Annotated in this window: 22 protein-coding genes; 12 read left to right on the plus strand and 10 right to left on the minus strand. The window is 70.0% G+C overall.

Translation table 11 applies throughout. The features are described from left to right. Positions 1-54: 54 nt before the first annotated feature. Both ACIBJG_RS34725 and ACIBJG_RS34730 read right to left on the minus strand, forming a co-directional pair. Positions 55-1,905 (minus strand): glycoside hydrolase family 3 protein, encoded by a 1,851-nt coding sequence (locus ACIBJG_RS34725; RefSeq protein ID WP_399313769.1) that lies wholly within the window; start codon positions 1,903-1,905, stop codon positions 55-57. Positions 1,906-2,059: 154 nt separating this feature from the next. Next, complete coding sequence (locus tag ACIBJG_RS34730; protein WP_399313771.1) at positions 2,060-2,968, minus strand: LysR family transcriptional regulator; 909 nt, start codon at positions 2,966-2,968, stop codon at positions 2,060-2,062. 111 nt (positions 2,969-3,079) lie between these two features. Between ACIBJG_RS34730 and ACIBJG_RS34735 the strand changes: the two genes are divergently transcribed. Then, positions 3,080-3,979: an EamA family transporter gene (locus ACIBJG_RS34735; RefSeq protein WP_399313772.1), complete on the plus strand. Its 900-nt coding sequence runs from the start codon at positions 3,080-3,082 to the stop codon at positions 3,977-3,979. Here ACIBJG_RS34735 and ACIBJG_RS34740 read toward each other — a convergent pair. Together ACIBJG_RS34740 and ACIBJG_RS34745 are read right to left on the minus strand one after the other, a co-directional pair. Continuing rightward, positions 3,976-4,764 (minus strand): sugar phosphate isomerase/epimerase family protein, encoded by a 789-nt coding sequence (locus ACIBJG_RS34740; RefSeq protein WP_399313774.1) that lies wholly within the window; start codon positions 4,762-4,764, stop codon positions 3,976-3,978. The two genes, ACIBJG_RS34735 and ACIBJG_RS34740, sit on opposite strands and share 4 nt — an antisense overlap. 86 nt (positions 4,765-4,850) lie before the next feature. Then, a complete protein-coding gene (locus ACIBJG_RS34745) occupies positions 4,851-5,951 on the minus strand; it encodes a LacI family DNA-binding transcriptional regulator (protein WP_399313775.1) in 1,101 nt (366 codons plus the stop codon). A 168-nt stretch (positions 5,952-6,119) separates the two neighbouring features. On the opposite strand from ACIBJG_RS34745, the gene ACIBJG_RS34750 reads away from it, so the two are divergent. The 4 genes from ACIBJG_RS34750 to ACIBJG_RS34765 all read left to right on the plus strand — a co-directional run bounded on the left by ACIBJG_RS34750 (position 6,120) and on the right by ACIBJG_RS34765 (position 10,232). Beyond that, positions 6,120-7,271: a Gfo/Idh/MocA family protein gene (locus ACIBJG_RS34750; protein ID WP_399313777.1), complete on the plus strand. Its 1,152-nt coding sequence runs from the start codon at positions 6,120-6,122 to the stop codon at positions 7,269-7,271. A gap of 78 nt (positions 7,272-7,349) precedes the next feature. Continuing rightward, entirely contained in the window at positions 7,350-8,495 is a 1,146-nt protein-coding gene (locus ACIBJG_RS34755; RefSeq protein WP_399313778.1) for a dihydrodipicolinate synthase family protein, read from the plus strand. Next, a complete protein-coding gene (locus ACIBJG_RS34760; RefSeq protein ID WP_399313780.1) occupies positions 8,492-9,319 on the plus strand; it encodes a sugar phosphate isomerase/epimerase family protein in 828 nt (275 codons plus the stop codon). Before ACIBJG_RS34755 ends, ACIBJG_RS34760 begins: the two co-directional genes overlap by 4 nt. Positions 9,320-9,596: 277 nt before the next feature. Then, a complete protein-coding gene (locus ACIBJG_RS34765) occupies positions 9,597-10,232 on the plus strand; it encodes a hypothetical protein (protein ID WP_399313782.1) in 636 nt (211 codons plus the stop codon). Here ACIBJG_RS34765 and ACIBJG_RS34770 read toward each other — a convergent pair. The 4 genes from ACIBJG_RS34770 to ACIBJG_RS34785 form a co-directional block, all read right to left on the minus strand. Then, entirely contained in the window at positions 10,229-11,182 is a 954-nt protein-coding gene (locus ACIBJG_RS34770) for an SUKH-3 domain-containing protein (RefSeq protein ID WP_399313784.1), read from the minus strand. The genes ACIBJG_RS34765 and ACIBJG_RS34770 overlap by 4 nt on opposite strands. A 56-nt stretch (positions 11,183-11,238) precedes the next feature. Next, a complete protein-coding gene (gene bla, locus ACIBJG_RS34775; RefSeq protein ID WP_399313845.1) occupies positions 11,239-12,126 on the minus strand; it encodes a class A beta-lactamase in 888 nt (295 codons plus the stop codon). Positions 12,127-12,249: 123 nt separating this feature from the next. Then, positions 12,250-12,474: a DUF397 domain-containing protein gene (locus ACIBJG_RS34780; protein WP_399313785.1), complete on the minus strand. Its 225-nt coding sequence runs from the start codon at positions 12,472-12,474 to the stop codon at positions 12,250-12,252. Then, positions 12,461-13,285 carry a helix-turn-helix domain-containing protein gene (locus tag ACIBJG_RS34785; RefSeq protein WP_399313786.1) on the minus strand — a complete coding sequence of 275 codons (825 nt, stop codon included), beginning with the start codon at positions 13,283-13,285 and terminating at the stop codon, positions 12,461-12,463. The genes ACIBJG_RS34780 and ACIBJG_RS34785 overlap by 14 nt, the downstream gene beginning before the upstream one ends. Positions 13,286-13,466: 181 nt before the next feature. Between ACIBJG_RS34785 and ACIBJG_RS34790 the strand changes: the two genes are divergently transcribed. The 4 genes from ACIBJG_RS34790 to ACIBJG_RS34805 all read left to right on the plus strand — a co-directional run bounded on the left by ACIBJG_RS34790 (position 13,467) and on the right by ACIBJG_RS34805 (position 15,346). Continuing rightward, positions 13,467-13,817, plus strand: a complete 351-nt coding sequence (locus ACIBJG_RS34790) for a hypothetical protein (protein WP_399313788.1) — start codon at positions 13,467-13,469, stop codon at positions 13,815-13,817. A gap of 32 nt (positions 13,818-13,849) precedes the next feature. Beyond that, positions 13,850-14,152: a hypothetical protein gene (locus ACIBJG_RS34795; RefSeq protein ID WP_399313789.1), complete on the plus strand. Its 303-nt coding sequence runs from the start codon at positions 13,850-13,852 to the stop codon at positions 14,150-14,152. 161 nt (positions 14,153-14,313) lie between these two features. Then, complete coding sequence (locus ACIBJG_RS34800; protein ID WP_399313791.1) at positions 14,314-14,712, plus strand: VOC family protein; 399 nt, start codon at positions 14,314-14,316, stop codon at positions 14,710-14,712. A gap of 268 nt (positions 14,713-14,980) precedes the next feature. Beyond that, positions 14,981-15,346 (plus strand): hypothetical protein, encoded by a 366-nt coding sequence (locus ACIBJG_RS34805; RefSeq protein ID WP_399313792.1) that lies wholly within the window; start codon positions 14,981-14,983, stop codon positions 15,344-15,346. A 19-nt stretch (positions 15,347-15,365) separates the two neighbouring features. Here ACIBJG_RS34805 and ACIBJG_RS34810 read toward each other — a convergent pair whose 3' ends face one another. Next, positions 15,366-15,821: a winged helix-turn-helix transcriptional regulator gene (locus ACIBJG_RS34810; protein ID WP_399313793.1), complete on the minus strand. Its 456-nt coding sequence runs from the start codon at positions 15,819-15,821 to the stop codon at positions 15,366-15,368. Positions 15,822-15,922: 101 nt separating this feature from the next. Here ACIBJG_RS34810 and ACIBJG_RS34815 point away from each other — a divergent pair, with 101 nt between their 5' ends. Continuing rightward, complete coding sequence (locus ACIBJG_RS34815; RefSeq protein WP_399313794.1) at positions 15,923-16,621, plus strand: NAD(P)-dependent oxidoreductase; 699 nt, start codon at positions 15,923-15,925, stop codon at positions 16,619-16,621. 42 nt (positions 16,622-16,663) lie between these two features. Here ACIBJG_RS34815 and ACIBJG_RS34820 read toward each other — a convergent pair whose 3' ends face one another. Next, positions 16,664-17,188, minus strand: a complete 525-nt coding sequence (locus ACIBJG_RS34820; RefSeq protein WP_399313796.1) for a hypothetical protein — start codon at positions 17,186-17,188, stop codon at positions 16,664-16,666. Positions 17,189-17,557: 369 nt separating this feature from the next. Here ACIBJG_RS34820 and ACIBJG_RS34825 point away from each other — a divergent pair, with 369 nt between their 5' ends. Together ACIBJG_RS34825 and ACIBJG_RS34830 are read left to right on the plus strand one after the other, a co-directional pair. Next, the gene (locus tag ACIBJG_RS34825; protein WP_399313847.1) at positions 17,558-19,834 is read left to right on the plus strand and encodes an ATP-dependent RecD-like DNA helicase; all 2,277 of its coding nucleotides are present in this window, start codon (positions 17,558-17,560) and stop codon (positions 19,832-19,834) included. A gap of 197 nt (positions 19,835-20,031) precedes the next feature. Beyond that, the gene (locus tag ACIBJG_RS34830; protein ID WP_399313798.1) at positions 20,032-21,330 is read left to right on the plus strand and encodes a citrate synthase; all 1,299 of its coding nucleotides are present in this window, start codon (positions 20,032-20,034) and stop codon (positions 21,328-21,330) included. Positions 21,331-21,484 lie beyond the last annotated feature (154 nt).

Genomic DNA, 21,484 nt, shown 5'->3' on the forward strand with positions numbered 1-21,484 from the left:
ACCCCCCCCGGCGGCCGGCCTCTTCGGAGGCCGCGCCGCCGGGGCGGGAACCATCTAATACGTCAGCCCGTAGCCCACCGGGTACAGCACCTGCGAGGGATCGTCCGCGCGCTGCACCGGAACCGGCAGCTTCCCCTCCGGCTCGGCCCGGCCGGCGATCACCCGGGCGGCTGCCCGCAGTTCGACGTCGGTCCACGAGTACGCGGCCAGGCTCGCCGCGTGCCCGGTCCCGGCCAGCTGGGCGATGTCGTACGGGTTGCGGATCGCGAGCGTGATCACCGGGACGCCGGTCGCTGCCAGCTCGCGCACCAGGGTCCGCTGGGAACTGCTCGCCGAGACGTTGTACGTCCCCACGACCACCGCGTCCTTGCCCTGCGCGGCCGCCACCGCCGCGTCGATGCCCGCCCTGGTCGGGGTGATGCCGGTGGACAGGGCCGTGGCCGTGTACCCCAGCTCGTTGAACGCCTGGGCCAGGGTGGTGGTCGGCGGCCCCGTCGTACCGGAGGGTGAGGCCGGATCGGCCCCCACCACCAGCAGGTTCTTGTGCGAGCGGCGCGACAGCGGCAGCAGCGCACCGGTGTTGTCGAGCAGTGTGGTGGTGTGCTCCGCGATCCGGTCGGCGGCGGCGAGGTGCGACCGGGTTCCGACGGTACGGTCCACACCCCGGTGGCTGACGAACGGGTCGTCGAACAGCCCCAGCTTCGTCTTCAGCCGCAGGATGCGCAGGATCGATTCGTCGAGCCGGTCCTCACTGACCTCACCGCTCTTGACGGCCGCCAGAAGGGCGTTCCAGGACACCTCCAGGCTCGGCGGGTTGAGCAGTTGGTCGACGCCCGCCTGCAGTGCCAGCACCGGCACCCGCTCGTCGCCGTACTTCGTCCGCACGCCCTCCATGCCGAGCGAGTCGGTGACCACGACGCCGTCGTAGCCGAGCTCCTCGCGCAGGATGCCGGTGAGGATGGGCCTGGAAAGCGTCGCCGGGTCCTCCGACGGGTCGAGCGCGGGCACCACGATGTGCGCCGTCATGATCGAGTCGATGCCTGCCGCGATCGCCGCCCGGAACGGCGGTTCGTCCAGCTCGGCCCACTGCTCGCGGGTGTGGGTGATCACCGGCAGACCGGTGTGGCTGTCGGTGCTGGTGTCGCCGTGGCCCGGGAAGTGCTTGGCCGTGGAGGCGATGCCGGCGCTCTGGTACCCCTTCACCTGGGCTGCGACCATCCCGGCCACGGACTGCGGGTCGGAGCCGAAGGAGCGCACGCCGATGACCGGGTTGGCCGGGTTGACGTTGACGTCCGCGTCCGGGGCGTAGTTCTGGCAGATACCGATCGCGGCCAGCTCGGCGCCGGCGATCTGCCCGGCCCGGCGTGCGTCGGACCGCGAACCGCCCGCGCCCAGTGCCATCGCACCCGGCATCAGCGTGGCGGGCTCGCCGACCCGGCAGACGATGCCGTGCTCCTGGTCGGTGGAGATGAGGAGCGGCAGCGAGTTGGGCCCCGCGAGCCCGGCCCGCTGGATGCCGTTGGAGAGATCGGCGATCTGGTGCGGGTCACGGGTGTTGTGCGCCCACGCGAAGTAGATGATGCCGCCCACGTGGTACTTGGCGATCATCTCGGCGGCGGTACGCACCCCGATCTCGGCGAGGTTGGCGTCGATGTCCGCCTGGTCGGGCTCGGTCGCGGAGTGTCCGTAGACCCGCATGACGAAGAGCTGGCCAACCTTCTCCTCCACGCTCATCCGGGAGACGATCCGCTTCAGCCGACGGGTGGTGGCGGCGGAGGTGTGGCTGCTGCTTGCGGACTTCTGGGCGGCGACGGCGCCGGGGGCGACTGCCATGCCCGCAGCCGCCGCGACAGCGGTGGCCGCGGTGGCGGTGAGGAGGGTGCGTCTGGAGGTGCGGTCGTGCACGTGAGCTCCTTCGGCCGTACTCGGTGGTGACGAGGGGGTGGTGAAAGAAACTGCCAAGGATCACGGATATCCAGAAAATAACTTCCGGTCAAGGGTGCGGACCGTTTTGAGCGAGTCTTCGCACGCGGTGATCCACCTCCGAGCGTCTGGGTGGCTACCGCAGCCCCACACCCGCCCCATGTGCCTGAAGCGCCGAGACCGCCGCCGTGATCGCCGGACGTCGCGCCGCCTCCGTACGCCACAGCGCGTACAGCCGCCGCACCGGCACGGGATCGATCCGCACCGCCACCACCCCCTCCGGCAGCGGCCCGCGGCCCAGGCGGGGGATCATCGCCACCCCGAGACCGGCGGCGAGCAGGGCGAGTTGGGTGTGGTTCTCCTCGGCCAGGTGGCGGATGTCCGGCTCGTAGCCCGCCGTGCGCAGCGTCCGTACGAGCCAGTCGTGGCAGACCGTGCCCGGCGGCTGGCAGATCCACCGCTCCTTCGCCAACTCCTCGCGCCGCACCCCGTCCCGGCCCGCCAGCCGGTGGCCCGCGGGCACCAGCAGATCGCACCGGTCGTCCCCGATCACCGCCTGTGCCACGCCCTCCGGAGCGGGCAGCGGGGCGATGTCCCAGTCGTGCGCGACGGCCAGGTCGATCACTCCCTTGGCCACCAGGTCCACCGAGAGGTGCGGGTCGACCTCGGTCAGCCGCACGTCCAGCGCCGGGTGCTCGCGGTCCAGCTCCGCCAGCACCCCGGGCAGCAGCCCGCGCGCCGCCGAAGCGAACGCGCCGATCGACAGCCGCCCCGTCGGCAGCCCCCGGCGCTCCTCCAGCGAGGTCTCGGCGCGCTCCACGATCGCCAGCAACTCCTGGGCCGCGGCGGCCAGATGGACCGCCTCCTCGGTCAGCGCGACACCGCGGCCCCGGCGCTCCAGCAGCGTCGTGCGGGTCTCCCGCTCCAGCTTGGTGATCTGCTGCGAGACCGCCGACGGGGTGTAGCCGAGCGCGGCGGCCGCACGCGCGACGGAGCCGTGGACGGAGATGGCGTGCAGGGCGCGCAGCCGGGCGAGATCGAGCACCGTAGCCTCCGGGGTCCCGTCGATTCATGAGCGATTCATTAGCAACGCTCAATTTCACCATGAAGAAATCCGCGCTGGTGCTACATGGTCCGCGCACGCGATCCTCGGTGCATGCGTCCCCTCCACATCGCCCTGGCCGTCCTGGTGGCCGCCCTCTGGGGCGTCAATTTCGTCGTCATCGAACTCGGGCTCGACCACTTCCCGCCGCTGCTCTTCTCCGCCCTGCGCTTCCTGGTCGCGGCGCTGCCCGCGGTGTTCTTCGTCGGCCGGCCGAAGGTCGCCTGGAAATGGATCGTGGGGGTGGGGCTGGCCCTGGGCGTGGCCAAGTTCGGCCTGCTCTTCATCGGCATGGACCGGGGGATGGGCGCCGGACTCTCCTCCCTGGTCCTTCAGGTGCAGGCGGTGTTCACGGCGATCCTCGCGGCGCTCGTGCTGGGCGAACGGCCGGGAAGAGTCAAGCTGTTGGGGATGGCGGTGGCACTCTCCGGCATCGGCGTCGCCGCCGTCGACGAGGGGGCGAGCGGGCCTGTGCTCGCCTTCGTCCTGGTGATCGCCGCGGCGGCCTGCTGGGGCGTGTCGAACGTCCTGACCCGCAGGGCCGCCCCGCCCGACTCGCTCAACTTCATGGTGTGGGTCTCCACCGTGCCCGTCCTCCCACTGCTCGGGCTCTCCCTCCTCTTCGAGGGCTGGGGCCGTGACCGGGACGCGCTCGCCGCGCTCGACTGGAGCGGCGCCGGAATCATCGTCTACGTCGCCTGGGTCGTCACGATCTTCGGCTTCGGGGCCTGGGGCTTCCTGCTGAGCCGCTACCAGGCGTCATCCGTGGCCCCGTTCACCCTGCTCGTACCGGTCTTCGGCATGTCGTCGGCCGCGCTACTGCTCGACGAGTCGGTGAGCCCGCTGCGGTGGTGCGCGGCGGCCCTGCTGGTGGGCGGGGTGGCGGTGACGTCGCTCGCGGGGGCGCGGCGCCCCCGCGTCCCCGCCCCCGAGCCGTCCCCTGTGCGCGTCTAATCCTTCGGTGCGCCCAGCCGCAACAGGTGCTCGCGTCCCGCGCTCAGCATCCCCGGCAGCTCCGCCGCCCCCGGGTACCAGCGCTTCTCGTACTCCCAGCAGACCCAGCTGTCCGCGTCCAGCGTGTCCAGGCACGCCCGCAGCGGCAGCACCCCCGCACCCAGGGCCACCGGTGTGGTGTCCTCGGCCGAGGCGATGTCCTTCACCTGTACGTAGCCCAGGTGCGGGGCCAGCACCGCATGGCTCGCCACCGGCTCCTCACCCGCCAGCCAGGTGTGCATGACGTCCCACAGCGCGCCGATGCTCCCGTGCCCCACCGTGCCGACCACCCGGGCCACATCGGCCCCCGCGCGGTGCGAGTCGTGGGTCTCCAGCAGGACGCGAACGCCCATGTCCGCGGCGTACGGAGCGGCGGCGGCCAGCCTGCGGGCAGCGATCGCGTCGGCGGTGGCGGGGTCCTGGTCGCCGCCGCCCGGGAAGACCCGGACGTTGCGCGCGCCCAGGTCGTGCGCCAGCTCGATCAGCCCGGCGAGCTCGTCCAGCACCGGCTGGTCGTCGCCCTCGGCGGCCGCCCGTACGTAACCGGCCACGGTCAGGATCTCGACCCCGCCGCGCTTGAACTCATCGACCACAGAGGCCCGTTCGTCCTTCGAGAGCCCGGGGTGTACCGGCTCCTCGGGGTGGGCGCGCAGCTCCACCCCCTGGTAGCCGTGCTCGGCGGCCAGCCGGACGACCTCGGCCATCGGCAGCCCCGGAACCCCGAGGGTGGAGAAAGCGAGCTTCACGTGCGTGTCCTTTCCGTCGCGGTGCGTGCCCCTGCACCGTACGGACCGGGGCACTTCCGGCGCGTACCCGGTCCCGGCGGCGCGACTCACCCCCGGGGCGCGGCCGTGGACCCGCGCACCATCAGCTCAGCGGCGATCGTCGCGATGCCGCCCGGCGGCGGGGCCTCCTTGCCGGTCGCCAGCCGGCCCGCCCGGGCCCCCGCCTCGACGAGCGGGAGCCGTACGGTCGTCAGGGCCGGGACCACGTCCACCGAGAACGGCAGGTCGTCGAACCCGGCCACCGAGATGTCCTCGGGGATGCGCAGCCCGCGGTCGCGGATCGCCGCGGCGGCGCCCAGGGCGACCGTGTCGTTGGCCGCGACGACGGCGGTGATCTCCGGTTCGCGGCGCAGGAGTTCGACCGTGGCGTCGTAGCCGGAGCGCCGGTCGTACGAGCCGTGCACGGTGAGCCGCTCCTCGTCGCGGGCGTTCTTGAGGCGTCCTTCCGTGGTCCCGTCGCCCACGAGCCCCGCGGCCTTCATCGCGTCGCGGTGGCCCTCCAGCCGGTGGCGGGTCGTGGTGCGTTCGACCGGACCCGCGACATAGCCGATGTCGCGGTGGCCCAGCGAGAGGAGATGCTCGGTGAGGCGCCGGCCGCCGCCCCGGTTGTCGAAGGCGAGTGCGGCCACCACGGAGGCGTTGTCCGGCAGCGGGGGCCGCCCGCACAGCACCACCCGGGTCCCCGCGTCCGCGAGTCTCGCCAGCTTCGCGGACATCGCGGCCTGGTGGGCCGGGTCCTCGACCGCGCCGCCGGTGAGGACGACGGCGGCGGCGCGCTGGCGCTGGAGGAGGGTGAGGTAGGTGAGTTCGCGTTCCGGGGTGCCGCCGGTGTTGCAGACGATCGCGAGCTTCTCGCCGCCCGCCCGCCCCGACCCGTCGCCCGGACCGCCGATCTCCGTCTGGGCCGCGCCCGCCATGATCCCGAAGAACGGGTCGGCGATGTCGTTGACCAGGATCCCGATCAGGTCGGACGTGGCCGCCGCGAGCGAACTCGCGGGCCCGTTGAGTACGTAGTCCAGGTCGTCCACCGCACGCAGGACCCGCTCCCGGGTGGACGCCGCCACCGGGTAGTTGCCGTTCAGCACGCGGGAGACGGTGGCCGGGGACACCCGGGCGCGAGCCGCCACGTCCGCCAGGGTGACTGTCATCGCATCCTCCGAGAAGTGGTGAGGGGGAGTGGGCCGGGGAGTGGCCCGGGGGTGAACCGGTGAGTGGACCAAACCAATCAGCGCGCCCCCTCTTGTCCAGGCCGCTGTCGGCAGGCTAGCGTCATACCGTATAGAAAGCGCTTGCTATCGCTGTATGGAGGAACTTTCGTGACACGCAGGACAGTGCGCATCGCCATGAACGGCGTCACGGGTCGCATGGGATACCGACAGCACCTGGTGCGCTCGGTCCTCGCGATCCGCGAGCAGGGCGGCCTCGATCTCGGCAACGGCGACGTGCTGTGGCCCGAACCGGTCCTCGTCGGCCGCCGCGCCCACGCGCTGGAGGCACTCGCCGAGCAGCACGGCCTGAGCGAGTGGTCGACCGACCTCGACGCGGTCCTCGCCGACGACACCATCGACATCTACTTCGACGCGCAGGTCACCTCGGCCCGCGTCGAGGCGATCAAGAAGGCCATCGCGGCAGGCAAGCACATCTACACCGAGAAGCCCACCGCCACCGACGTCGAGGGCGCCCTCGACCTCGCCCGGCTCGCCCGCGACGCCGGCATCAAGCACGGCGTCGTCCAGGACAAGATCTTCCTGCCGGGCCTGCTGAAGCTGAAGCGCCTCATCGACGGCGGCTTCTTCGGCGAGATCCTCTCCGTGCGCGGCGAGTTCGGCTACTGGGTCTTCGAGGGCGACTGGCAGGAGGCCCAGCGCCCCTCCTGGAACTACCGCGCCGAGGACGGCGGCGGCATCGTCGTCGACATGTTCCCGCACTGGGAGTACGTGCTCCACGAGCTGTTCGGCCGCGTCACCACCGTCCAGGCGCACGTCCAGACGCACATCCCCGAGCGCTGGGACGAGCACGGCAAGCCGTACGCCGCGACCGCGGACGACGCCGCGTACGGCATCTTCCAGCTGGAGGGCGGCGCCGTCGCCCAGATCAACTCCTCCTGGACGGTCCGCGTCAACCGCGACGAACTCGTCGAGTTCCAGGTCGACGGCACCCACGGCTCCGCCGTCGCGGGCCTGCGCAACTGCCGCGTCCAGCACCGCTCGGCCACACCCAAGCCGGTCTGGAACCCCGACCTCCCCGTCACCGAGTCCTTCCGCGACCAGTGGCAGGAAGTCCCCGACAACGCGGTCTTCGACAACGGCTTCAAGGCCCAGTGGGAGCTGTTCCTCCGCCACATCGTGCTCGACGAGCCGTACGCCTGGGACCTGATGGCCGGCGCCCGCGGCGTCCAGCTCGCCGAGCTCGGCCTCAAGTCCTCCGCCGAGGGCCGCCGCTTCGACGTCCCGGAGCTGACCCTGTGACCTGCCACCTCCCGCAGGGAACAACGGAGTTGATCACGTGACCATCCACCTCCCGCAGGGCGCACCGGAGCTGACTGCATGACCATCCACCTCCCGCAGGGCCCGTACGAGCCCCGCACCACCCCGCTCGACCTGGCACCCGGCGGTGCGCCCCTGGCCTCCCGTACGGTCTTCTCCGCCGCCCATGTCGTCGCCGACCCGTACGCCGACATCAGCCCCGACTCACCGGCCGCCGTCGACTGGGACGCCACCCTCGCCTTCCGCCGCCACCTCTGGTCGCACGGCCTGGGCGTCGCCGAGGCGATGGACACCGCCCAGCGCGGCATGGGCCTGGACTGGGCCGGAGCCGCCGAACTGATCCGCCGCTCGTCCGCCGAGGCCAAGTCCGTCGGCGGCCGCATCGCCTGCGGCGTCGGCACCGACCAGCTCCCCGCCGGCCCGGCCACGCTCGCCGAGGTGCGGTCCGCGTACGAGGAGCAGCTCGCCCTCGTCGAGGCGAGCGGCGCCCAGGCCATCCTGATGGCGTCCCGCGCACTCGCCGCCGCGGCGAAGAGCCCGCAGGACTACCTGGAGACGTACGCGTACCTCCTGCGGCAGGCCACCGAACCGGTCGTCCTGCACTGGCTGGGGCCGATGTTCGACCCGGCACTGGACGGATACTGGGGCTCCGCCGACCTGGACAAGGCCACCGACACCTTCCTCCAGGTCATCGCCGAACACCCCGACAAGGTCGACGGCATCAAGATCTCCCTCCTCGACGCGGAGCGCGAGATCGACGTCCGCCGCCGCCTCCCGAGCGGGGTGCGCTGCTACACAGGGGACGACTTCAACTACCCCGAACTGATCGCCGGCGACGACCGCGGCTTCAGCCACGCCCTGCTCGGCATCTTCGACCCGCTCGGCCCGCTGGCCGCGCACGCGGTACGGGTCCTGGACACGGGCGACACCAAGGGATTCCGCGAACTCCTCGACCCCACCGTCGAGTTGTCCCGCCACCTCTTCCAGGCTCCGACCCGCTACTACAAGACGGGCGTGGTCTTCCTCGCCTGGCTGGCGGGCCACCAGGACCACTTCACGATGGTGGGCGGCCTGCAGTCGGCCCGATCCCTGCCGCACCTGTCCAAGGCGTACGAACTCGCCGACCGGCTCGGCCTGTTCCCCGACCCGGAACTGGCCGAGTCCCGGATGCGCGCCCTGCTCACCGTCAACGGAGGCACCCGATGAGCGACGGCCGTCTCTCCATCAACCAGGAGACCATCAAGCAGTGGTCGCTGCCCGAGCTCGCCGAGGGCTGCGTGAAGGCGGGCATCGACAAGGTCGGCCTGTGGCGGGCCCCCGTGCAGGAGTACGGCGTGGAGGCGACGGCCCGTCTCCTCTCCGACGCGGGCCTGTCCATCACGAGCCTGTGCCGGGGTGGCTTCTTCACCGCCCTCGACCCGGCCGAGCGGGCCCGCGCCCTGGACGACAACCGCGCGGCGCTCGACGAGGCGGCGGGCCTGTCCACGGACACCCTGGTCCTGGTCTCGGGTGGCCTCCCGGAGGGCAGCAAGGACCTGTACGGCGCCCGCGAACGCATCGCGGACGCGCTGGCCGAACTGGCCCCCTACGCGGCCGAACGCGGCGTGCGCCTGGCCATCGAACCGCTGCACCCGATGTTCGCCTCGGACCGCTGCGTGGTCTCCACCCTGTCCCAGGCCCTGGACATCGCGGAACGCTTCCCGGCCGACCAGGTGGGCGTGGTCGTCGACACGTACCACCTCTGGTGGGACGACCAGGCTCCCGTCCAGATCGCCCGCGCGGGAGCGGCAGGCCGGATCCACTCCTTCCAGCTCGCCGACTGGATCACCCCGCTCCCGGCGGGCGTCCTGCTGGGCCGGGGCCAACTCGGTGACGGCAGCGTGGACTTCCGCGCCTTCCGCGCGGCGGTGGAGGCCACCGGCTTCGACGGCCCGATCGAGGTGGAGATCTTCAACGAGGCGCTGTGGGCACGCGATGGCGCGGAGGCGCTGGCGGAGGTCGCGGCCCGGTACGTGGATCACGCCTGCTGACACCCTGACCGGGCGACTCCCGCCACCTCCGACTCCGGAGGCAAAAAGATTGCCACGGCGTGCAACCCTTCCGTGCCCAGCCATGTCGTATGTGTAGTCAGGAGCTTCCGGGGAGGGGTCCGGGGGGATCGGGAGGCCCTGACAGGGGGAGAGCGAGAGGGGCCCGGTCGGAAGACCGGGCCCCGTTTCGCTGTAGATGAGCGAGCTCGGCCGACCGAACGGGGGCGGGATGACATACGTGACGGGTGCGGCGCCGGGGACCAGGATCCACGTCAGGATGCAGATCGCCGAGCGGGAGCTGAAGAAGCTGCCCGCCGGGACGTGGGCGGGGCCGGTGTTGTCGTCGAGGCCCAGTGGGGACGCGTCTTTGCAGGTGCCCCCGTACGAGTTGTTCGTCGACGACGTCAAGCGGGACAAGGAGACGCAGGACAAGGACTGGCGGCATCTGACCCTGTGGGGGGACTCGCAACGTCAGGCCCGGGTGATGGTCATCGACACCGAGTCGGCCGAGTCCGGCACGGCTGTGTATCGCGTACTCGGTTCGCAGGGTGAGTTGTTGGCGCGAGTGACGCGCCGGCGGGGGAGTATCTTCCGCTTCGCCCGCACGTCGTGGCGGGTGGAGGCGAGCGGCGGGCCGGTGCTGCGTGGTCGCAAGGGACACATGGCGGGCTGGTTCCTGTGGTGGCTGTTCTCGCCGGTATGGGCGGTGATGCTGGTGCTGATTCCTCTCGGGGGCGAGTTCCCGCGGATGCCGTTGACGACTCGGTGGCGGCTTGACGGCCAGGAGGTGATGCACTTCGACGAGGGCGATTACGGGGTCGTGAGTGGCTGGTCGGATGCGCGCCTGATGCAAGCCGTGGCGATGTTGCACTGGGTGCACCCGACCGTCCTGGGCGACTGGAGTCGCCCCTAAGGGCTGCGCGGCGACTCTGGGCCGGCACAGATCCGGAAGTAGTCGAGCATCACCGTGCAGGACGTACAGGGCGGTTCGTACGTGCCGTGTGCCGGGGAGCCCGCACGGCCCGTACGGGTCACGGTGACGGTCGTGGCGGCGGACTCGAAGAACTCCCCGACCCAGAAGTCGTCCATCCTCCGGTCACCCCAGTGTTCCTGCATCGCCCACATCCGGTCGGAGACGAGTGTGGCCTCGACACAGCGACCTGCGTGAGGGACCCGCTGGTCGGGCCAGAGTGAGTCGAACAGCTCCTGGAGGACCGGGTGGAGGTGCGGGCTGCGGCTGCGGTCGATGACCCGGCGGGAGTATGACCGGCCGGCGAACACCAAGGTGCCGACCGTGGGCAGCGGGTGGCCGGCACCGGCACCGGTATCGGGGACGTCTTCGAGTGACGGGCTCCGGATTCCCCTGACCAGTTTGATCAACGCCTCGTCGAGGCAGGCGCCGTGCCGGAAGAAGCCCCCGACCGGATGGGAGAGGTAGACACACCCGCTCTCGCCCATGAGGAGCGTGCTGCGGTCCTCGTCCACCCCGACGGTCAGGGTGAGTTCACCGAGCCAGTCCCGGAGGTCTTCGGTGTCGGCGGCGTCCAGCCACACGCTCGTACCCCCGATGGTGAAGGGGAAGGCGGCGACGGTGGTTCCCGGACGGCACGGCTCGACGGTGAGGCCGCCGAACTCGGCCAACGCGGCTTCGAGGGCCGGGAACACCTCTCCGGGAATTCCCTTCACCGCCATCTCCGCATGCGTCCTGCGGATCCAGTCGGCGTGCAGTGCACCGGCATCCCGCCCGGGGAACCAGCCGGCGGTACGGAGGGCGGCTTCGACGTCAGGGGGGAAGCGGTCGGGGACGGGCGGAGGGTCACCCGGCTTCGCGGGCGCGGGGTAGATCTTGGTGCGGGGCGTCATGGACTGCCTTCCCAGCCCCCGCACCGTGTCCGAGGCGGAAACCGCTGTGCCATGAATCAGGCGAGCGCTCTCGCCAACAGTGTGGCGGTCTCAGCGATCAAAGGGTTGTCAGGCGCGGCATCGGGCTCGTGTTTCGTCGTGAGGACTGCCATGACGATAGGCGGGTGCTGCGGGGGCCAGGTGATGCCCACATCGTGGTTCGTCCCGTAATTCCCACCTCCGGTCTTGTCCGCGACGGCCCAGTCGGAGGGCAGGCCGGCCCGTAGCTTCGCGCCGCCGGTGGTGTTGGCCAGCAGCCAGTCGGTGAGCCGCTTGCGGTCGTCGGGTGCGAGTGCGTTGCCGAGCACCACGCGTGCGTAGGTCTGCCCGATGGCGCTCGGGCTGGTGGTGTCTGTCGTGCGCCACGGCTCGGCGGAGTTCAGGTCGGGTTCCCACCGGTCGAGCCGGGTCGTCCTGTCCCCGATCGAGCGGCAGAACCGTGTGATCGCGGCCGGCCCTCCCAGTTCCCGGAGCAGGAGATTTCCTGCAGCATTGTCACTGTAGGAAATCGTGGCAGCGCAGAGTTCCGCAACGGTCATGCCGTTGGCGAGGTTCTCCGGCTTGCCGGTGATCGGTGCGTAGCCCGAGTCCGAGACGTCCTTCTCGGTGTACCGGAGGCGCTTGGCCAGGAACTCCCCATCACGGTCGAGGTCACGTAGTACCGCTGCGGTGGCCAGAGTCTTGAAGACCGAGCAGATAGGGAAACGCTCTTCCCCCCGGTACTGCACCATCCGGCCAGTGGCAGCATTGCGGGCGTAGACACCCAGCCGTGCGGAATGCCGCTGTTCAAGATCCTTCAACTGGTGCACGACCTCACTGTTGCCATGCAGCGTCGAGGCGTGGGCGCTCCCGCTCGCGGACAGGGCAGTCGCCAGGGCCGCACCGGCCCCCAGAGCGAGCACCATGCGCCGGGACGGGGGCTTATGCAGGTTCTCCAAGGTAACCGTCTCCTCCAGTCAAGACCTCAAGGAGCAGGAACGCTTATCCGGACCATCTGGTTCCATTTGCCTCGACGCGTTCGGCAGGGATCAGGCGGCGAAGCCGCCATCCTTGACCGCGGCAACGAACGACGACCACCCGGCGAGGGAGAAAATGACGGCGGGGCCGACGGGGGCCTTGCTGTCGCGGACGGGCACGGTGGCATGACCGTCGGCAACCTCAAGGCATTCACCCTGACCGCCGCCGCTGTAGCTGGACTTGAACCACCCGGTGAGAGCGGTCGAGTCCGCGACACTCCGCCTACTGCTGACCATGTTCGTGTTCCTCTGCTGCCGCCCGCACAAGGGCCAGTGATTCCTGGTGCGACAACGCGTCGCTCAGGGCGAGATCGTAGGCCGTGCGACTGGTCGACACCAGGCCGGGATCATCCATCAAGTTTCCTGTCTGGAAGCCCTCAACGTACGCCACCGGCGCGGAGTCAGCGAAGCTCATGAGCGTCAGCAGGCTCTCTTGCAGCGAGTGGGCACCCACTCCGAACGGCAACACATGCAGACGAAGCCGCCCGCTCTCGGCCATGTCCGCGATTTTGTTCAACTGCTCCGCCATGACCTGCGGTCCACCGACGCGCCGTCGAAGCACTGCCTCGTCCAGCATGGTCCAGAGAACGGGGCACAGGGGCCCGTCGAGGACGCGGGCCCGCTCCGTTCGAATGACAACGTCCTTGTCAACCTCCTCCCGGCGGTGGTTGGGCCGGTACGCCTGGAACAGCGCACGCGCATAGCCGTCCGTCTGGAGCAGCCCCGGCACGAGCGAGAGCGCGAACTGCTGGATGAGCGTCGCCTGCGTCTCCAACTCGGCCACGGACGCGAAGTGGTCGGCGTACTTCGAGTCCAGGTCCTCCAGCCACCGGGCGAAGAACCCGTCCGTGCCCAGAGCGCGGTCGATCCGCTGCGCGTCCTCCGGGCTGGGCAGCCGCCGCCCCGCCTCGTAGTGACTGATCAGCGTGGGCGAGCAGACCACCATCTCGCCCAGGGCCTCCTGCGTCAGCCCCGCCGCGATACGCCGCAGCTTCAGCTCCTCGCCGTACTTCTCCCGAGGTGTACGCGGCCTTCGCTTCGTCCCCATGTGGTCCAACTCCCCGTCTTGACCGACGCGCTGTCATCCCCGCCCCCCTGGCAGCGTAGCGATCCGCGACCTCACTCTGTGATGAGTTCGCTACAGAAAGCAGTGGACGTGCGGCGCGGAAACCCCCGCGACCGCCATGAACGGCCCGGGGGATGTGGCCACCCTGAGAAAGCAGGCTGACGTGAAGCACGCTGTCGCCCGACTCTTCGAGCCGCTGTTGCGGTTCCTGATCACCGGTTCCATGAGGCGACATCCGCACGAGTGGGACGCCGCTCCGTGCGCGTACCCGTACTCCTGCGACTACGTAGCCGGGCCGACCACCTACCGCACCGGCGGGCGGCCCCCGCGCGGCGAGGACAGCCCGCTCGTCCGCCCGTACCTCATCGCGCACGAGGGGGAGTTGGCGGAGGAGGCGGCCCGGGTGGCCGCCGAGGAGCGGCGTCGGCGTGCCCGGCGCCACACGCTGTGGCTCGCCGTGCACGGAGTGGACGCGGGGACCCGTCGTATCCACGGAGTCGAGGTCGCCGCGTGAACGGCGAGGAACGAAGGGAAAGCGGACCCGACATGGTCAGGCTGTTGCCGTGGACCGGACCGGAAGGCAAGCCGTGTTACGTCCTCGGGGACGGCAACGGCTACGTGTCACGCATGGCGGACGACATCGAGAGCATCCAGCTCGGCATGGCGGGAGACCTGCTCGGCCACGCCGCCGGCCTCCTGACGGACCGGAAGGTCACGGGAGCGGAAGTGCACTTCCTCGCCTGCCGGTTGACCGAGTCGTTGCGGGAGGTCAAGCGCGTCGCGGAGAGCCGGGGTGCGCGGCTGGGTGCGGCTTCTGCGGGCGGCCCAAAGGAAGGGGAAGGTGAGTAGCCGCCCGGTCAATCGGGTCGCCCCTGCCATCCGCTGCCGTGCCGTGCGGTCGCGGAGGCGAACCGAGGTCGGAATCCCCCAGGGTGGGGCGGCCGAGGATCGAACCCCGGCCGGCCGGCCACTCCAAGGATCAGTACGGGACAAGGCTTAGGCTCGCGCCCATGCTGAGACTAGGAATCCCCGTCATCGGTGTCACCGACATTCCCCGCGCCGTCGCCTTCTGGACCGAGGCGTTGAACCTGGTCGCCGCCGAGGAGTGGAAGAGCGAGACGTGGCGGACGCTCATTCACCCCGACGGCTCGGGTCGGGCCCTTGGCCTGTTGCACAGCACCTCCCCGGCCGAGCCGCGCCCCCGTCTCCACCTGGACCTCTTCACGGACACGGCCGAGGAACAACAGGCGGAGGTCCGGCGGCTGGTCGGTCTCGGCGCGCGAACCGTCGACTGGGAGCACTACCCGCCCGACCCCGACTTCGTTGTTCTCGCCGACCCGGACGGCAACATCTTCTGTGTCGTGGACCTGAGCCATGCGCCCAGCGGCGGTGCCGAGCCGACGTCCTGACAGGCCCGGCACCTCCTCGGGCCGCGAAGGGTCCGGCCCTGGCCGTCCTTGCTGCCGGCGGACGGGCACACGGGTGTGTCGGCGGGCGGCCTCCGGGTGGTAGCCGTTGGGTTCCCGGCCGCAGCCCGCCCCTGACCCGGGCTTACCCGTGGAGCCCGGGCGTCTTCTCCGTCCGCTGCCGCCCCACACGTCGCGCGGCGGAACCATCGGGCCCAGGCTGGAAGGGAACGAGTTCTCAGGTCCCGCGTGGGCCGGAGACGGAGGAGTGATGGCGGCAACGACACGGAAGGACGCTCCGGTCGCGATCGAAGGCGACGGTGTGGAACTGCGCTTGCAGGACGTCGGGGGAGACATGGCCGTCGCGTTTGCGACGTTCCCCAAGGGAACGAACCTGGCGCCGGCCCTCAAGGGGCTGCCCGAAGACCTGTGTCAGTGCCCCCACTGGGGATATCTGTTCAAGGGCCGTCTGAAGATGCAGACGAAACACGGTGACGAGTTCTACGAGGCGGGGCAGGCGTTCTACTGGGCCCCTGGTCATGCTCCGGAGGCGCTTGAGGACTGTGAGTACCTGGACTTCTCGCCGACGAGGGAGTTCAACGAGGTCCTCGACCACGTGAAGTCGCAGATGGGGTGACGCGGCTCCGCATGCCCGTTCAGCGCGACCTGGCACGCTCGGGCTGGACTCGCGACCTGGCACCCTCGGGCTGGACTCGCGACCTGGCACCCTCGGGCTGGACTGAGGGTGCCAGGTCGCCCTCGTACGCCTCCCGCGCGTTCCGCAACTCCGGCAGATGTTCCGCCGCCCAGGCGCAACAGGCGGCCATCGGTGCGAGCAACGTACGCCCGAGCGCGCTCAGTTGGTAGTCCACCCGGGGTGGAACCCCGCCACCGACGGTACGGGTGATCAGGCCGTCCCGTTCCATCGACCGCAGCGTCTCCGTCAGCACCTTGGGCGTGATGTCGCGCAGCGGGACCTCCAGTTCGGAGAAGCGGCGGGGGCCGGCCTCCAGGCACCTGACGATCTTCGGGGTCCATTTGCCGCCGATCCGGAACGGCGAGGTGACGTGGGAGCAGCCGGTGAACATTTCGGGATCAAGTGGTTGGCTCACCCTGCCGAGCGTACGTAACTATCGTTGCGGAAACCATGGGGTGCGGGGCTAGCGTCCGCCTTATCGGCCGGCGGTCCGCGGGCCTTGGTGAGGGGAACTCCATGAGCAGCAGAATCGTCGTCTTTGGAGCCGGCGGACGAGCAGGCAGGCGCGCGGTTGCCGAGGCCGTGGCGCGCGGGCATCAGGTCACCGCGGTGGTGCGGGACCCGGACAAGCACGGGGAAATGGGCGCCGGTGTGACGGTGGTCGCGGGTGACGTCACCCGGGCGGACAGTGTCGCCGAGGTCGCGGCGGAGCATGACGCGGCCATCAGTGCCGCGGGCCGGCTGGACGTGCCGGCGCGGGAGTTCTACGTAAGCGCCACGCATGCCCTACTGGACGGCTTGGCGCGTGCGGGTGTCGGGCGGCTGGTCCTGATCGGGATCGGGAGCACGCTGGAGACCGCGCCGGGGGTGGCGGTCCACGACGCCCCGGGCTTTCCCGAGGAGGCGCGGGCCTTCTCGCTCGGGCACTCGGCGGAGCTCGACGTGCTCCGCGCCGCCGAGACGGACATCGACTGGCTGGTCGTCGCCCCGCCGCCCGTCGTCCTGGACGACGAGGGTCCGAGGACCGGTCGGTACCGGACCGGGGGGCATCAGGTGATGCCGGCGGCCGACGGTGTGTCCGCCTTCTCCTACGCGGACTTGGCGGTCGCACTGATCGACGAGATCGAGACCCCGAAGCACCATCGCTCGCTCACGGCGGTGGCGGGCCCGGCATCCCCAGGCAGCTCGCCGCACCAAGAACCTACGGTGAGCTGATGACGACGACGACGATCCACCGACCGCCGTCGCCCCGGACCGCTAAGCGGTCTCCACGGTGAGCTCGTGGCCGAAGCGGTATCCGCGCAGGCAGTAGTCGAAGCCGGAATCGACGAAGAGGTCCGCACCCTCGCTGCGGCAGTACTCCGCCAGGCCGTCGGACACGTGCCAGCGCGTGCCGTCGTACCAGAAGACACCGCCTGCGTAGTGGATCGAGCGGCCCGTCGCGGAGTCCGTGAGGTTCAGCGACTCGTAGTTCTCGGGGCGGTCGCGGACCAGGGCGACGAGGGATTCGGGGACGCCCTCGTAGAAGGACTCCTGAAGGTCGAAATCGTCTTCGGCGTACAGATTCAGGTCCGACTCGTGGTCGAACGTCAGCAGCAGCACGCGGCCGTCCTCCGCGAAGTACCAGACCGCGGACTGGCCGCCGCGGTCGTTCCAGGCGAGACGGTGCGCGCCGGGCACCGTCACCGGTTTGACCTCGGCGAGTTCGTCCATGACGGCCGCGCGTCGCCGCACTTCAGGAAGGGGGGTCGCTGCCAGGGCATCCCACGTCGCGTTACTCATGCCCGCAGGCTATCCACCGCCTCTGACAAGGCCGCCACGAGTGGCCCTCCTGCTCCGCCGAGTACGTCAGCCCCGCGCACCGGCGTGGGGGACCGCGCCCCAGGCGCCCAGCACATGGGACCGTGGTTCGCCGCTCCCCAAGATGTGGTGGACCGTCCAGCCGCGTGCGGTGAGCGTGTTCGCGATCGGCAGCCGGTGGCAGCGCCACGGCATCGGTTCACCGCACATGACGGCGACGCGGCCTCGGTCCGCGAGGGAGGGGCGGCCGGTCCGCCGGGAGGCGGGTCCTGGCCACGGGAGCGTACGTCAGCTTCCGGAGCGGCCCGCCCGATGTCAGCCCGGCCCGGTACCGTCACAGGCATGTCCACCATGTCCTCCACGACGTCCTCCACGACCTCGTCCACGCCGAACATGGCCGTCCTGGAAGGCGTACTCGAGCGGATCACGTACGCCAACGAGGAGAACGGGTACACGGTCGCGCGCGTCGACACCGGGCGGGGGAGCAACGACCTGCTCACCGTCGTCGGGTCGCTGCTCGGCGCGCAGCCCGGTGAGTCGCTGCGGATGGAGGGGCGGTGGAGTTCCCACTCGCAGTACGGCAAGCAGTTCACCGTCGAGAACTACACGACGATCCTCCCCGCCACCATCCAGGGCATCCGCCGCTACCTCGGCTCCGGGCTGATCAAGGGCATCGGTCCCGTCATGGCCGACCGGATCACCACACACTTCGGCGTGGACACCCTGGACATCATCGAGCAGCAGCCGAAGCGCCTGGTCGAGGTCCCCGGGCTCGGGCCGAAGCGGACGAAGATGATCGCCGCCGCGTGGGAGGAGCAGAAGGCGATCAAGGAGGTCATGGTCTTCCTCCAGAGCGTCGGCGTCTCGACCTCCATCGCCGTCCGTATCTACAAGAAGTACGAGGACGCCTCGATCTCCGTCGTGAAGAACCAGCCCTACCGGCTGGCCGCCGACGTCTGGGGCATCGGCTTCCTCACCGCGGACCGGATCGCCCAGGCCGTCGGCATTCCGCACGACAGCCCGGAGCGGGTCAAGGCCGGGCTGCAGTACGCGTTGTCGCAGTCCAGCGATCAGGGGCACTGCTTCCTTCCCGAGGAGCGGCTCATCGCGGACGCGGTCAAGCTCCTTCAGGTCGACACCGGGCTCGTCATCGAGTGCCTGGCCGAGCTCGCCGCGGAGCCGGAGGGGGTCGTACGGGAGAAGGTGCCGTCGCCCGAGGGCGGTGAACCGATCACGGCCGTCTATCTGGTGCCGTTCCACCGGGCCGAGATCGCCCTGGCCGCCCAGGTGCGACGGTTGCTGCGGACGCCCGAGGAGCGGATGCCGGCCTTTGGGGACGTGGACTGGGACGCCGCGTTGAAGTGGCTCGCGGGGCGTACGGGGGCGACGCTGGCGCCCGAGCAGGAGGCCGCCGTGCGGCTCGCGCTCAGCCGGAAGGTGGCTGTGCTGACCGGAGGGCCGGGCTGCGGCAAGTCGTTCACCGTCCGGTCGATCGTGGAGCTGGCCCGCGCGAAGAAGGCGAAGGTGGTGCTGGCCGCGCCGACCGGGCGGGCGGCGAAGCGGCTCTCCGAGCTGACGGGCGCAGAGGCCTCCACCGTGCACCGGCTGCTCGAACTGAAGCCGGGCGGCGACGCCGCGTACGACCGGGACCGTCCGCTGGACGCCGATCTCGTCGTCGTCGACGAGGCCTCCATGCTCGACCTGCTGCTCGCCAACAAGCTGGTCAAGGCCGTGGCGCCCGGCGCCCATCTCCTGCTCGTCGGTGATGTGGACCAGCTGCCCTCGGTCGGCGCGGGGGAGGTGCTGCGGGATCTGCTCGCCGACGGCAGCCCAGTCCCCGCGGTCCGGCTGACCACCATCTTCCGGCAGGCCCAGCAGTCCGGTGTCGTGACCAACGCCCACCGAATCAACTCCGGCCTGCCGCCCCTCACCCAGGGGCTCAACGACTTCTTCCTCTTCGTGGAGGACGAGACGGAGGACGCGGGGGTGCTGGCGGTGGACGTCGCGGCCCGCCGTATCCCGGCCAAGTTCGGGCTGAATCCGCGCCGGGACGTGCAGGTGCTCGCCCCGATGCACCGCGGCCCGGCCGGGGCCGGTCATCTCAACGGGCTGCTCCAGCAGGCCATCACCCCCGGCCGCCCCGATCTGCCCGAGAAGCGCTTCGGCGGCCGGGTGTTCCGCGTAGGCGACAAGGTCACCCAGATCCGCAACAACTACGACAAGGGGGAGAACGGTGTCTTCAACGGGACCGTCGGCGTCGTCACCGCCCTCGACCTGGACGAACAGAAGCTGAGCGTGCTCACCGACGAGGACGAGGAGATCTCCTACGACTTCGACGAGCTCGACGAGCTGTCCCACGCGTACGCCATGACGATCCATCGTTCCCAGGGCAGCGAGTACCCGGCCGTCGTCATCCCCGTGACGAAGAGCGCCTGGATGATGCTCCAGCGGAACCTGCTGTACACCGCCGTGACGAGGGCCAAGAAGCTCGTCGTGCTGGTCGGCTCCCGGCAGGCGATCGGCCAGGCGGTCCGCACGGTTTCCGCAGGCAGACGTTGTACGGCGCTGGATTACCGGCTGCGCGGAGGCGCGGAAGGAGGATCCACGGAGGATCCCGGGAAAAAATGATCGATCAAATCGGTGGGAAACATCACGGAGGTCTTCCGCAACCGCAGTCAAGGGGGCAGGATGAATAAGTTCGCGGCACTCAGTGCCGCGAGTAGGTCCAATGGACGACCCCGAGTGCACTCTCCTGAGCCAAATGGGGGAGGGTGGAGACAGTCAGGGAACCTCGAAGAAGAGGCACTACGTCGGTGAGGGATGACGTGAGCGAGCACACCAACAACGCTGTAGTACTGCGGTACGGCGATGGCGAGTACACCTACCCGGTGATCGACAGCACCGTCGGCGACAAGGGCTTCGACATCGGGAAGCTCCGGGCGAACACCGGTCTGGTGACGCTGGACAGCGGATACGGCAACACCGCTGCCTATAAATCGGCCATCACCTACCTCGATGGCGAGCAGGGCATCCTGCGCTACCGCGGCTACCCCATCGAGCAGCTCGCCGAGCAGTCGACGTTCCTTGAGGTCGCGTACACGCTCATCAACGGTGAGCTTCCGAAGGTCGACGAGCTGTCGGCCTTCAAGAACGAGATCACCCAGCACACGCTGCTGCACGAGGACGTCAAGCGGTTCTTCGACGGTTTCCCGCGCGACGCCCATCCGATGGCCATGCTGTCCTCGGTCGTCAGCGCGCTGTCCACGTTCTACCAGGACAGCCACAACCCGTTCGACGAGGAGCAGCGTCACCTCTCGACGATCCGGCTGCTGGCCAAGCTGCCGACCATCGCGGCGTACGCGTACAAGAAGTCGATCGGTCACCCGTTCGTCTACCCGCGCAACGACCTCGGCTACGTCGAGAACTTCCTGCGCATGACCTTCTCGGTCCCCGCCCAGGAGTACGTGCCGGACCCGGTCGTCGTCTCGGCGCTGGAGAAGCTGCTCATCCTGCACGCGGACCACGAGCAGAACTGTTCGACCTCCACCGTGCGTCTGGTCGGCTCCTCGCAGGCGAACATGTTCGCCTCGATCTCCGCCGGTATCTCGGCGCTGTGGGGCCCGCTGCACGGTGGCGCCAACCAGTCGGTGCTGGAGATGCTCGAGGGCATCCAGGCCAACGGTGGCGACGTCGACAGCTTCATCCAGAAGGTGAAGAACAAGGAGGACGGCGTCCGCCTGATGGGCTTCGGCCACCGGGTGTACAAGTCCTTCGACCCGCGCGCCAAGATCATCAAGGCCGCGGCCCACGACGTGCTGTCCTCGCTCGGCAAGTCCGACGAGCTGCTCGACATCGCGCTCAAGCTGGAGGAGCACGCGCTCTCCGACGAGTACTTCGTCTCGCGCAACCTCTACCCCAACGTGGACTTCTACACCGGTCTGATCTACCGGGCCATGGGCTTCCCGAGCGAGATGTTCACCGTGCTCTTCGCCATCGGCCGGCTGCCGGGCTGGATCGCCCAGTGGCACGAGATGATCAAGGAGCCGGGTTCCCGCATCGGCCGCCCGCGCCAGATCTACACCGGCGAGGTCCTGCGCGACTTCGTCCCGGTCGAGGGTCGCTGACCGACGCATCACCCCGCATCACCCCGGCCTGACGGCCGGTTGGCTTCGCCCCGACTGCCGCGCTTTCGCACAGAGCGCGGTGTCCGGGGCGATTTGCTTGCCCGGAGCGGGCCGGGCCCGTGCTGGAAGCGGGAGCGCTCCCGCCGGAAAGCGA

It is taken from the genome of Streptomyces sp. NPDC050422 (assembly GCF_044458665.1).
Classification (GTDB): Bacteria; Actinomycetota; Actinomycetes; order Streptomycetales; family Streptomycetaceae; genus Streptomyces.

What these genes read in the sequence shown, in the direction of transcription:
- ACIBJG_RS34735 (WP_399313772.1), top strand. Translation starts at nt 3,080, where the DNA reads ATGCGTCCCCTCCACATCGCCCTGGCCGTCCTGGTGGCCGCCCTCTGG.
- ACIBJG_RS34745 (WP_399313775.1), bottom strand. Translation starts at nt 5,951, where the DNA reads ATGACAGTCACCCTGGCGGACGTGGCGGCTCGCGCCCGGGTGTCCCCG.
- ACIBJG_RS34755 (WP_399313778.1), top strand. Translation starts at nt 7,350, where the DNA reads ATGACCATCCACCTCCCGCAGGGCCCGTACGAGCCCCGCACCACCCCG.
- ACIBJG_RS34760 (WP_399313780.1), top strand. Translation starts at nt 8,492, where the DNA reads ATGAGCGACGGCCGTCTCTCCATCAACCAGGAGACCATCAAGCAGTGG.
- ACIBJG_RS34765 (WP_399313782.1), top strand. Translation starts at nt 9,597, where the DNA reads ATGCAGATCGCCGAGCGGGAGCTGAAGAAGCTGCCCGCCGGGACGTGG.
- ACIBJG_RS34770 (WP_399313784.1), bottom strand. Translation starts at nt 11,182, where the DNA reads ATGACGCCCCGCACCAAGATCTACCCCGCGCCCGCGAAGCCGGGTGAC.
- bla (WP_399313845.1), bottom strand. Translation starts at nt 12,126, where the DNA reads ATGGTGCTCGCTCTGGGGGCCGGTGCGGCCCTGGCGACTGCCCTGTCC.
- ACIBJG_RS34780 (WP_399313785.1), bottom strand. Translation starts at nt 12,474, where the DNA reads ATGGTCAGCAGTAGGCGGAGTGTCGCGGACTCGACCGCTCTCACCGGG.
- ACIBJG_RS34785 (WP_399313786.1), bottom strand. Translation starts at nt 13,285, where the DNA reads ATGGGGACGAAGCGAAGGCCGCGTACACCTCGGGAGAAGTACGGCGAG.
- ACIBJG_RS34795 (WP_399313789.1), top strand. Translation starts at nt 13,850, where the DNA reads ATGGTCAGGCTGTTGCCGTGGACCGGACCGGAAGGCAAGCCGTGTTAC.
- ACIBJG_RS34800 (WP_399313791.1), top strand. Translation starts at nt 14,314, where the DNA reads ATGCTGAGACTAGGAATCCCCGTCATCGGTGTCACCGACATTCCCCGC.
- ACIBJG_RS34805 (WP_399313792.1), top strand. Translation starts at nt 14,981, where the DNA reads ATGGCGGCAACGACACGGAAGGACGCTCCGGTCGCGATCGAAGGCGAC.
- ACIBJG_RS34815 (WP_399313794.1), top strand. Translation starts at nt 15,923, where the DNA reads ATGAGCAGCAGAATCGTCGTCTTTGGAGCCGGCGGACGAGCAGGCAGG.
- ACIBJG_RS34820 (WP_399313796.1), bottom strand. Translation starts at nt 17,188, where the DNA reads ATGAGTAACGCGACGTGGGATGCCCTGGCAGCGACCCCCCTTCCTGAA.
- ACIBJG_RS34825 (WP_399313847.1), top strand. Translation starts at nt 17,558, where the DNA reads ATGTCCTCCACGACGTCCTCCACGACCTCGTCCACGCCGAACATGGCC.